The organism is Spiroplasma sp. NBRC 100390 (assembly GCF_001886495.1).
In the GTDB taxonomy this organism is placed as follows: Bacteria; Bacillota_I; Bacilli_A; order Mycoplasmatales; family Mycoplasmataceae; genus Spiroplasma.
Genome location: NZ_CP018022.1, coordinates 1,039,474 through 1,051,512 on the forward strand (window position 1 = coordinate 1,039,474; position 12,039 = coordinate 1,051,512).

Below are 12,039 nucleotides of genomic sequence, written 5' to 3' on the forward strand. Positions count from 1 at the left end.
ATCATAGTTGTTAGCAAAGTCAACTAAATAGTGCTAAAATTTTAAAAATAATTTAATTACAAAAATATTAGATATAATAAGAGATAAAGGGAAAAGAAAAAACTTATTTTTAGAAAGGAGTACCAATGAAATTACAACACTTAGATAAAAAACGTTTAATTTTAATTGATTTAGATGGTACAACATTAATGAACGATGGTAAAACAATCCATCCAAAAACCCAAGAAGTAATTAAAAAAGCTGTTAATGTTGGCCATAAAGTATGTATTATTACTGGTCGTCCGCACCGAGCAAGTATTCGCTTTTATCGCGAATTAGGGTTAGATACATTATTAACAAATTTTGATGGTGGTCATATTCATGACCCTTTAAAACGTGAGTTTAAACGGTTAGTTTTCTCAATTGCATATGATGTAATTATAAGTATTATTAATCACCCCGATGTTAAGGACAATGTTGAAAATGTTTTAATCGAACATTATGATAAAGCAATTTGTTGAAAAAAAGATGAGGCAATTGAAAACTACTTCCATCTTGATGACGTTGCTGATGATGAATATTTTATTGCTGACCCTTATAATTCTTGAAAAGGTCCCGCTAGTAATATGGCGTTATATTTGAGCGGCACTAATAAAACAGACGAAGTATTAAGAATGTTTGAAAACTTCAAAAACTCTGTTCGAATTAATATTGGTCACTATAGTAGTAAGCAAAGCCAAACAATGATTAATATTACAAATAAACTTGTTTCAAAAGGATTTGCCGCTGATATTTTAGCGCAATACTATAATGTTGATATTCGCGATGTTATTGCCTTTGGTGATGAAATGAATGACTTAGAATTATTACAAAATGTTGGTTATGGCGTTGCAATGAAAAATGGTAATGATAATTTAAAAACTAATGCTCGTGGGATTACCCACTTAACTAATGATGAAGGTGGCGTTGGGGATTATTTAGAAAAATTACTAAACGGTGAAAACGTTTAAAAAAGGGCTAATGCCCTTTTTTAAATTAAATAATAATTTTTAAAATACGTCCCATAAAATTCATTAAGAATTTGTCAATTTAAACCTTTTTGATTATCTGGAGTTAGTAACCATTGGGCAAAACCTTCTGCAAACAATTCCGCGTTTCCTCCGGTGCGACCATAACCAGATTGAATAAATGATCAAGCCGCTAATTGTTGTTGAAACGGTGCATTGTTACTAATTCCAACTCGTTTTCCTAAGTAGCGAACTAATACATCATTTGGACTATAAATAAATCCCCTAATAAAACTTGATGTTTTATCTTTAACTGGAGTACAGCGCCCAGTTGTTGGAGTAATATTATGGTTAAAACGAAGACGATTATTTGGTCAAACTCAAGCATAATTTGAAATTGCATGCCCTATTTCATGAACAAAGGTTGAAATATTAGTTGCTGTTGAATGAAACCCAATTTGATATTGAACCTTACTCATTTGTGCTTGTAACGAATGCTCAGTAAACATTAAACATTGTGCTAAATCATTTCCATTCTCTTTTAATTTTGTAATCGCTATAATTCGGTTATTATATGCTGCATCATATTTTGCAATACTATTATCAATTTCTAAATTATATATTAATTTTTGAAAAACCGATGCTCCAAAAATATTAACAAACAAGTTAGCAAAACTAATTAAATTATTACGAAATGGTAATTGTTCTTTATCATCTAAAGCTAACACCATCTCTTCTAATTGATATGGATAAAACTTGTTATTTGTTAAACCATTAACTACATCCGCAATTGTATTAAATTGAATCACTGCTTTTTTCTGATTAAATGCCGCTACAATTTTAGCATCTGCTTGATAAAGCATATTATTTTCACAGCGGTCAATGAAAGCTCAATCATTAGCACTAAGTTGTCTCATTTTACTAGTTGTCTGAGCTAAATTTTTAAATGTTGCACTTACTAATTGACTATTATTATGGCGAGTTAAATCTATTTTTTGTTTGCTATGATCAGAATATAATAAACAGTCACTATATTCAGCATAATTAATTTCATTATTGCTTTTTAGAACACTTCAAAATAATCATGTAAACAATACTGCTAACCCTAAACTCACAATTAAAATTGCAATCATTGTAATATTTTTCGTTCTTCTCATAACCATTCCCCTTTAATAAGATTAAGTTTATTATTCATAAAATTGATAAAATATTACATTATACTTTATATAATTATACCAAAAAATGCTTTAAATTGGAATACCTTGTTGGTATGTAGTGCTCTTAACCATCTAAAAAAGTTTTAATGCAAAAAAAACATCCGAAACAAAACGGATGTTAAAACATTAATATAAACAAGATGATAGTGGCTATTAGAGTGCTCTAATAACCATTTTGATTGTAGCATTTGAGGTTAAAAAACTATTTTCTAATAAAGAAAAATATTAATCATTATTTTCTTCATCATCTTCTGACAAGTTTTTGATTTTCTTTTTATCAATTTTAACTCACCCAGAAGTTTGTTTTTCTTGATTCATTTGTAATCAGATATGATAATTTGGATCTGTTGGATTATTTGCTGCTTTTCGTAACTTTAATTTTTGCTCTAATGTTAGATTACTAGGATCAAAATATTCACCTTCACCTGCATATTGATCACCATCAATTGCTGCTTTTGCTTTTTTAGCTGCTGCTAAAATTTCAGCCATCGTTTTTTCTGCCATTATATCCCTCCAGTATGATACCATTAATAGTAATATTATAACATTCTTTAAAGATAACCCCTTAGTTACCTACGTAATTATTAAAAAAGAAAAATAACTTTATTACTTTTCTTGTTTCAAATTATCAACTAATAATTTCAATATTACCGTTGAATTAAATTCCATCAAATGTTTCAGCATAAACATTATCATACATATTTAAGTTTTGTAACAATTGAATTGTCTTTTTTGTTAACTTAATTTTTTCAATACTATTATTTTCTTTAATATGTTCTAATGTTTCTGCTTTCACAATTGGTTGAATACTAAAATATTTAATTCACACTAAAACCAATTGGGCAACGGTACAATTATATTTTTTTGCTTCCGTAATTAAAATTTGATTTTCTAAAACCTTCGTAATTGGCGAATATGCCTGGACTAAAATATTTTTATCCTGACAATATTGTACCCGATCTCAGCGTTGATTAAAGGGACTAAATTCAATTTGATTAATGTTAGGATAAATCCCTGTTTTCTCAAATAAAACTTCAATCATATCTTTATCAAAGTTGCTAACACCAACGACACGAATTAAACCCTGTGCCTTACATTTTAATAATTCAACATAGGCTTTAATTGTTTTGTGAAAATTCATATTTGGACGATGAATTAAAACAATATCTAAATAATTAACATCTAGTCGTTTTAAAGCCCCCAGTACCGCATTTGTTGTATTCTCTGTTTCAATATCATCACATCAAATTTTTGTTTCAATAATAACATCTTCTCTTTTTGCATTATTAGTAATTAAATATTTTTTAATTGCTTGGCCAACCATTTCTTCATTCTGATAAACTTTAGCAGTATCAATAATTTTATAACCATTTTGTAAGGCATTAATAATTGCCTCTTCTTTTTTTAAAAACAAAGTCCCAAATGCAATTTTTTCTAAACGAAATGGCATCTTTACAACCTCCTCTAAATTATTTACTATATTTGTTTAATAAATCCTGAACATTATTTGTTATTGGATATTTTGAAATAATTTGATGATAAATATTATTGTAACCAATAAAAGAATGGACAACATATTCATGATCAATGATTTGTAATGGTTTTAAAACAGTTCCACCCGTTAAACTAGCTGCAAAAAACATTGCTTCTTCATCAGCAACTAAGTCCCGTTCGGAAAAAATTGTATCATAACTAATTTTCTTGTGTGCTAATGCTTGTTGTTCAATCTTCATCCGATCTTTAGTTTCACTTTCATTTGGTCAAACTTGTTCATATGCTGTTAAACGTGCAAACATTTTATAGTTAGTTGCAATTGCTAATGCTCCCATTAGAACACCTTCTGGCGCACCACCAATTCCATATAAAAAATCCGCTTTTTTTAGTACAACATCAATTGCCCCCAAAACATCACCCTCATTAATTAATTCAACATGAATTCCTAATGCTTGCATTGTCTTAATAATTGCTTGATGACGAGGTTTATTTAGAATAATACATGATAAATTTTGTTTGATACTTAATAAAGTTAATAGGATTTTCTCAATTGGTTGAGAAAAATCAATCGTTGCTCCTAAGTCTTCTGATAAAAATAATTTTTCCATATACATTTCTGGAATTTGTAACATTGTATCAATTTTAGCAATAGCAATACACGAGATTGAACCCGGTTCGTTTTTACTGGCTGGAGCTGTTCCTTCAATTGGGTCAACAGCAATATCAAAAGTAATTGCTTGTTGATGAGAAAAAGTCTGCCCTTGATACAACATTGGTGCTGCATCAAGTTCACCTTCGCCAATTGCGATTTTGGCCTTAACATCATTATTTGTTAATAACTTATTGATGATATCAACCGCTTTTTGATCTAACATATTTTTATCATTCTTGCCAACTAATTCATATGCAGCAATCACAGCTAACTGGACTGCGCGTAAAAATAAAAGACTATTTGTTTCCATTGTTCATTCCTTTGCTTGCTATTAATATTTAATCACATAATTGCAAAAATAAAAATGTAAAGTAACTTACATTTTTATTTTTATAATTTTTTTGTGTCTGATTCTTTTGGGATCTTTCCAAACAGTTCGTGAAAGGCCCGCTTCCAACCAACCTTGCCAGCATACATCAGAAACTCATTGCTGGAAATAACAAAAGTACAAAAAACAATTGGAATAACATATACTCAATAATATCAAGTTGGTTCTAAAATTTCATTTGGAACGCCAGTAGCAATAAAGATATACTGTCAAATTGGAGTTCAAAAGAACATTAATAATTGTGTTGATGTTGTATAAGTTGGTCCTGACATTACTAAACAAGCATAATATAACATACGTGAACTACCCATAATGATTCCACCAACAATAAAAATTAAGGCATATTGATAATATTGAAAATTAGCAAACACTTTATAACCTTCAACAAAACTTTGATGTGAAGCAACAGCAGCAATTGGTGTTCCTAATAATAACATCAATAATGCTGAAGAACCTGTTTTAATTGAAACTGTTTCATGATTAGTAAAATTAATTTTTGAAGAACTCATTAAGTGCGACATTCCTAATGCTTCCATCGCATATAAAGCGGCTGTTATTAAAGCTAAACACATCCCACCAATTGATTTTCATGTTAACCCTTCATTAATAGCAAAATGAATTGACATTCCTAGAATTAAACAAGTTGAAATAGCTAATGCTGTTCAAGTGTATTTACTCTGGCGAGCACGAAAGAAAATTGCACTTCCAACTCCAGCTAAAATAACATTTAAGTTTAATAATAAACCAGGAACTGTTCCATCAGTTTGCCCTATATTGTTAATTGTTAATAATACTGATAACTGGAAAAAAACCATTGCGAACGGTCCACCTAAAAATCCGTATAAAACAACTAATCATGTTTCCTTATGACGTAGCATTTTAAAAAAACTAATAAAATTCTTTGGCTTATAAAAAATAAACATCACAAATGCTGCCATTATTTCTTGAATGGTAACATAAAATGTTGCATTAATTGGTGACGCTAAATTTCCGTAAGGTCCTTGTTCGGGAATCATGTATAACATCAGGGGGACAAATGAATATCCAACTGCTGATATTAATCCATATAGAATCCCTAAAATAATTCGGCGTTTTGACCGAATCAAATCTAAATCATTTTTTGTTTCTTCTGATTTTAACAAATGTTCATCTGCATTATTGCTTTCTTTTGCATTCATCATTTTTATAACTACCTAATCCCATCTTTTTACTACATATTTTTATTACATATTATGTATCATTTTATAATTTTCTTCAAAATTATTTAGTTATATCTTACACTAAATAGCACTAAATGTTAAATTTTTTCAACTTTTTTTTATTTTTTTTAAAGTAGGAATATAATAATAATGAATATATATATGATATGGGAGATTCATAAGTAATGAAAAATAAAGGAAATAAAATTAGTAACTATGAAGAATATGAAATAATTAAAAAAAATATTAAACAAGCAGAAAAATTATTAAAACACTATACCCAACAAACACACGAATCACGTCAACAATTATTAATAAAATTAGAACGGTTAAAAAAACATCCTGATCAAACAAAAGAATTTAAATTAAAATTGCAACTAGAACAATTAAACTCAAAAGAAATCGCAATGGTACATCGTTTTGTTAATAAAATTGTTAGCTATGAAGAACAATTAATTAATGTCGAAGATAAATTAGGACTTGCCGATGATGTTCGGATTACCAAGATTCGTAACATTAATAAAAAAGAAATGATCAAACAAGAAACTTCTTTAGAACTAAGAAACTATTTGAAAAAAACACAAATTAGAGGTTATATGTACCTTGTTTTGGCCGGATTGATTTGTACAATTGCTTTTGATTATTTCTTGTCACCATCAAAAGTTTTACCACCTGGAATTGGAGCATTAGGAAGAATTTTTGCACAATATATTTTTCCACCATTAAATAGCAATAATATTAATAATGCAAACTTAATGTATTATGTTTTTTACATTGTTAATAATATTCCCTTAATTATTTTTAGTTGATTCTTTGTAAGTCATCGTTTTACCATTAATACTATTATTTTTATGGTTGCTCAAGCAATCTTTCATATTATTTTAAATGGTGTTGGATCTTATCACGGCATCCCTTATATTAACGCTAATGATTTTCATTTTTTACAAGACTTAAATAAAATTACCGACCCAACAATTCATGATTTATGAATTTTCTTCTTTGGATTAATTGCTGCAATCTTAAATGGAATTGCCTTTGGTTTCTTATACATCGCTGATGCTTGCCCTGGTGGAACTGACATTGTTAATAATTATATTTCACGCAAAAAGAAAAAACCAGTTGGTAATATTTCAATTATTGTTAATACAGTTTTAATGCTTATTACTTGAGCCATGAGTTATGCAATAAAGACACCTACCCCAAATCCATCTTTTGCAACCTATTACTTCTCAGCGCCATTCTTTGCTGCCTTTATGGTAATTATTATTTGTGGTATTGTTTCAAACAAAGTTTTCCCTCGTTACAGAAACACATCATTACTAATTATAAGTGACAAACCAGAAGTTATTATTACCCGTTTAAAAGAAAATGGTTTCGCCCATAATGCATTATGAAAAGTTACTACTAATTATAATGGTGAATATAAAGACAATGCTTATATGGTAATGATTACCATTCCCCTAACAATGTTTAAACGGATTGCAGAAACGATTTTATTAGCTGACAATGATGCCATTATTCGTGCCCAAACAACCTTTAAAATTAAACACATGCCTCATAATGATAATTAAATTATTTCTTAAAATAAAATATCACCTTACTGGTGATATTTTATTTCCTTTAAAAATTACAATAATATTTTAACTATGATCCATAAATTTATAACGGTTGAATAAATAACATAATAATCACGTTGCAAAAGTATTTACAACAAACAATGTTGTTAACGTACCAATTAGACTTCTTTTATTATTAGGAGCCATTGTTTTAAAATCATATTCATAATAATTGTTATTTACTTTGTGCACATCATATAAAACTTGAGTCGGAAAAGAGCCCTGTGCAAATGTCCACAATGTATAAGGATCAATTAATTGTTTTAATGTAATTTCAAAGTGATCAACAAAATAAACATTTTTAACAATTTTGCTAATATAACCCCCTCATCCTTCTCAAACACTTCTTTTATTATAAACATGTTTTTCTAGGTTTTTTTCTTGTATTTCTGCTTCCTTAATAAAAGTATCATTTATAGTATTAAAAATATTTCTTAAAAAAGCAGAGTGATTAATAATTAAATAGGAAAAATATTGTGCAAAAAATGAAGAATTATTTTCAATAATTAAGTTATTAATTTCCAAAAATTTTAATTTTAATTGTTCACCTTTTTCTAAAAAATTATTTAACTGATTAGATTCTTTTTCTTTTTCAAAAGTTTCTAATAATTGTTTTTCTATAATGCTGACATAAGTGTTTTGATTTAAAACTGGTTCCTTATTAAGATAACCATTTCTATATAATGGAATCAATAACTGATTATTAAATCTAGTATTTGAGGGATTAATATTTAATTTTATGCCAAAATCAGATGCCTTTAACATGTTGTTTTCAATGAAAATAAAATTATAAACTTTTTCTTCATTACTATATTCTAAACTATCTTTAACATTTTGAACAAACGTATTAATAATATTTTCATCATTAATTAACGGTGAATTAATAATATAACTACTCATTTGATAAAATGCCTTAATATTCTTATCTAAATTATTTTCTTCTAAACTATCTAATAAATCTAAATAATATTGATTCTGTGAAATTAGAAAATAATTTGTATCAATATAACTTAAGTCCAATACTTTTAATTTATTAGTCTCATAACCGCTTTTATATGGTAGGTGTTCCTTTAAAAAAAATTGCCCCTGATTAGTAGTATACGGTATTAAAGGCAAAATTCAGTATAAGGCAGTAAAAAATAAGCTAAGAAAAGTAATAAAAGTTAAGGCAAAAAGTTTTGATGTAATAAAACAAAAAAGAAAAATAATTGGAACCAATAATATTAAATATAATAAAATTACAAAATAAAATTTTAAATAAATAAAATAATCATAACTAAAAATTCCACTATTTAATATTGTAATTGTTAAAATAACACTGGGTAAAAATAATAATATGGTAAAAAATAATGCACTAAAACAATAAAAAAAGGTTAATTTAAAAAGAATTAAATTACTACGATATTTAAAATTAAGAACATATGAATAAAGAATACCATTATTTTGTTCTTCCTTAAAGTTAATAATAATTAAATATGTAACAAAAATAGGAGTAAAAATCAGATACATTATTCGAAAAAAACCATGATAAGAGTAGCAGAACCGCTTTTAATTACTTGTGCATAATTTAAAAAGAAAAAAGAAAAAAAAGTCATAGTGATAACAAAACCAAAAAGTAATCATAATCACATTATTTTTGATTTAAAATTTTTTTTAAATAGAAATAATCATAATCACATTAAAAAACAACTCCCTTTCTTCATTTTCTTTTTTAGCCCCTTCAATTTGACCATAATATAATTGTTCAAGACTTTCTTGTTTATAATCAAAATTTTTATTATATAAAATTTGACCTTCATTAAGAATAACAACAAAATTAATTAAGGATTCCAATTCTGACAAAATATGGGAAGCAATAACAATTGTCATTTTAGGATTTCTTTGGTGTAACTTAAAAATTAACTCACAAACTTGTTTTCTAGTATCAGGATCTAAATTAGCGGTTGGTTCATCTAAAACTAATAAATCTGGATCATTAAGTAAACTTAAAGCTAATAAAAACTTTTTTTTCATTCCACTTGAAAATTTAGCAAAACTTTTATGTGCATGTTCAGTTAAATCAAAATATTCTAGTACTCTTGGAATTAATTTTTTTGCTTTCTGATAATTAATTTTTGTAATAAAAGCTTGATAAAATAAAAGGTCTCTTGCACTTGTATTACGATCAAAAAAACTATTGGCGGGGGCAAAACCAGTTTTTTTTACATTAATAAAAAAATCATCATATGTTAAGGACTGATCTTTTCTAATCAGTCCCAAAATAATTTTAATTAAGGTTGTTTTGCCTGCTCCATTAGGTCCAATCAAGCCAATAATTTGCCCATCATCAATATTTAAATTAATACCACTAAGAATTTTTTTATGTTTATATCCAAAAGATAATTCTTGGCATCTAACTTTTACCATTTTTAAAATTCCTTTCCTATAAACCTTAGTTTTCTAATAATCTAATTTCATTTTCTAATTTGTTAATATAAATAAATGTTTTTTTCAATTGCTCTTGTAAATTTTTTAATGTATCTTCAGTATATTTTTCATTTAAATGAAATGTTGTTTTAAAATTTTTAATTTCTAAATATTGGTTTCATCAAATACCAATATCATTCACATTTTCAATAATAAGGCCTCCAACTTTTTTTGTTAAATTATCTTTATTTTTAAATTTAGTGCTAGCCTGTTCATATACTCATCAACCACGAGAATTTTTCTCTGTTTCACCTAAATCAATTGAAATTGAACTATTTGTAAAATCATCACTAAGGTCATCATAAAACGCTGGTAGATTACTATAGTATATTTCATGATAACTATCAGACATCACTTCCACTCAACGCACCCACAAATTTTGACCATGATAAACATCATAAGTAAAACTTATTTTTTTTAGTCTTGTTTAATAATATTGCAATCAATTAAAATTAGTTTTTCTCTCTGCATGAAAATCATCTCAATAATAGGCTTCTGATTTTGTCATTCCAATTTGCACAATAGCAATTTCGGTTTTTAAATCTTTAACTTTATTTTGTAAAATCTTGATTTGTTCTAATTTAATTTTAATAATATTATATTTTTCATCACTAGCAATATTAATTAAATTATTTATCATATTAGTTAATTGAATAATAACTGCATCTTTGAATTGAATTACTTCAAATAAAAAACTAATAATACTATCCTTGTTATCAAGTTCAAAACTACTTATACGATTAATTAAGGTATGACAACGAGAAATTAAATGTGATATTTGTGCCGGATCTCTTTTGCGCATTTTTTCTAATATTAAAATCATATTTTGTAAATTATTTTTAACTTTATCACGAATATCACTACTATATCTATGTAATGAATCAATCATAATTGCTTTATCATCAGTTGCCATTAATTCATTTTTTAATTCATATAAGCGCGTGATTATTCCAATATTCTTATAATCACCTTCTGTTAATACTTCATCAATCTTACTAATTAATTCTGTTTTAACAGAAATACTATTAATATTATGGTCTTTTAACTTTATAAATGTATTAATATATGTTTCAAGAAAACTTAAAGCATCATTCGTTAATGTTATTTGTTCCTTGGCGGTAATTATATTATTTAAATCATTATTTTGTTGAGATTGATAATTTAAAGGAACCCCATTTAATGATGTCACCATAATAATGGCTGTTAACAACATCTTTTTCATAATATCTGTCCTTTCATTTACTTGTTAATATTGAATATATCTTCATAGTAAATTCCTTGAAAGTTAGTATTAATGTAAAATTATTTTTTCATTGTTAGTTCTAAGTTACATTTAAATTCTTTAAATGGTAATTTAATCTTATCACATATTTCCTTATATTTAAAATCTAAAACCCAGAACTTTCTAGTACAATGTTTATAACATAAGGAGGTAATTATGCAAAAAAAAGGTTACTGTCATATTTATTATGGTGACGGAAAAGGAAAAACATCGATTTTAAATGGAATGACAATTCGTGCTCTAGGGTACCAGTGAAAGGTTAAATATTTGCGCTTTTTAAAAAATCGTACTTCTGGTGAAATGTTATTTTTTCAAAAATTAGCTGACCCTAATTTGGAAGTAATTAACTACTATTCATCAAGCACAAAGTTTTTTTGAGAAATGGATGATCAAGAAAAAATAGTTCTTCGGAAAGAAATGCGCGTTGGTTTTGAAGAACTTAAAAAACTAAGCCAAGATTCAACAGTTGATTTAATTATTGTTGATGAACTTCTTGGATGTATTTATAACGAATTAATTACCGAAGCAGAATTAATTGAAGTTATTAGAAATAAAAGCCCCAACATCGAAATGGCTTTTTCTGGGCACCATATTACCGATAATTTAATTAATGCTGTTGATTTAGTGAGTCATGTCCAAGCAACAAAACATTATTTTTACCAAAAAGTTCCTGCCCGGAAAGGGATTGAATTTTAATTAAATTATTTGTTAAATTAACATTCTTATGATTATAATATTG

At 26.9% G+C, this 12,039-nt stretch carries 12 protein-coding genes; 3 read left to right on the forward strand and 9 right to left on the reverse strand.

All coding sequences use genetic code 4. From position 1 onward, the window contains the following. Window positions 1-125: 125 nt before the first annotated feature. Complete coding sequence (locus tag S100390_RS04680) at window positions 126-989, forward strand: Cof-type HAD-IIB family hydrolase (RefSeq protein ID WP_070407114.1); 864 nt, start codon at window positions 126-128, stop codon at window positions 987-989. 20 nt (window positions 990-1,009) lie between these two features. Here the strand turns inward: S100390_RS04680 and S100390_RS04685 are convergent, their stop codons facing one another. From S100390_RS04685 to S100390_RS04705, 5 genes are all read right to left on the reverse strand, one after another. After that, the gene (locus S100390_RS04685; RefSeq protein ID WP_070407115.1) at window positions 1,010-2,143 is read right to left on the reverse strand and encodes a hypothetical protein; all 1,134 of its coding nucleotides are present in this window, start codon (window positions 2,141-2,143) and stop codon (window positions 1,010-1,012) included. Between the two features lie 285 nt (window positions 2,144-2,428). Beyond that, window positions 2,429-2,707, reverse strand: a complete 279-nt coding sequence (locus S100390_RS04690) for a hypothetical protein (RefSeq protein WP_070407116.1) — start codon at window positions 2,705-2,707, stop codon at window positions 2,429-2,431. A 154-nt stretch (window positions 2,708-2,861) separates the two neighbouring features. Further along, window positions 2,862-3,653, reverse strand: a complete 792-nt coding sequence (locus S100390_RS04695; RefSeq protein WP_070407117.1) for an aldo/keto reductase family protein — start codon at window positions 3,651-3,653, stop codon at window positions 2,862-2,864. A 19-nt stretch (window positions 3,654-3,672) separates the two neighbouring features. After that, window positions 3,673-4,659 (reverse strand): fructose-bisphosphatase class II, encoded by a 987-nt coding sequence (locus S100390_RS04700; protein WP_070407118.1) that lies wholly within the window; start codon window positions 4,657-4,659, stop codon window positions 3,673-3,675. Window positions 4,660-4,739: 80 nt separating this feature from the next. Then, on the reverse strand, window positions 4,740-5,918 hold the full coding sequence (locus S100390_RS04705; protein WP_231918041.1) for a hypothetical protein: 1,179 nt from the start codon (window positions 5,916-5,918) through the stop codon (window positions 4,740-4,742). Between the two features lie 203 nt (window positions 5,919-6,121). Between S100390_RS04705 and S100390_RS04710 the strand changes: the two genes are divergently transcribed. Beyond that, window positions 6,122-7,507: a YitT family protein gene (locus S100390_RS04710; protein ID WP_070407120.1), complete on the forward strand. Its 1,386-nt coding sequence runs from the start codon at window positions 6,122-6,124 to the stop codon at window positions 7,505-7,507. Window positions 7,508-7,576: 69 nt separating this feature from the next. Here the strand turns inward: S100390_RS04710 and S100390_RS04715 are convergent, their stop codons facing one another. The 4 genes from S100390_RS04715 to S100390_RS04730 all read right to left on the reverse strand — a co-directional run bounded on the left by S100390_RS04715 (window position 7,577) and on the right by S100390_RS04730 (window position 11,240). Next, window positions 7,577-9,061, reverse strand: coding sequence for a hypothetical protein (locus tag S100390_RS04715; protein ID WP_070407121.1), 1,485 nt, complete (start codon window positions 9,059-9,061; stop codon window positions 7,577-7,579). Between the two features lie 144 nt (window positions 9,062-9,205). Further along, entirely contained in the window at window positions 9,206-9,958 is a 753-nt protein-coding gene (locus tag S100390_RS04720) for an ABC transporter ATP-binding protein (protein WP_070407122.1), read from the reverse strand. 25 nt (window positions 9,959-9,983) lie between these two features. Next, window positions 9,984-10,373, reverse strand: coding sequence for a hypothetical protein (locus S100390_RS04725; protein WP_197490509.1), 390 nt, complete (start codon window positions 10,371-10,373; stop codon window positions 9,984-9,986). A 72-nt stretch (window positions 10,374-10,445) separates the two neighbouring features. Beyond that, window positions 10,446-11,240: a hypothetical protein gene (locus S100390_RS04730; RefSeq protein WP_070407124.1), complete on the reverse strand. Its 795-nt coding sequence runs from the start codon at window positions 11,238-11,240 to the stop codon at window positions 10,446-10,448. A gap of 216 nt (window positions 11,241-11,456) precedes the next feature. Between S100390_RS04730 and S100390_RS04735 the strand changes: the two genes are divergently transcribed. After that, complete coding sequence (locus S100390_RS04735; RefSeq protein ID WP_070407125.1) at window positions 11,457-11,996, forward strand: cob(I)yrinic acid a,c-diamide adenosyltransferase; 540 nt, start codon at window positions 11,457-11,459, stop codon at window positions 11,994-11,996. Window positions 11,997-12,039: the final 43 nt, after the last annotated feature.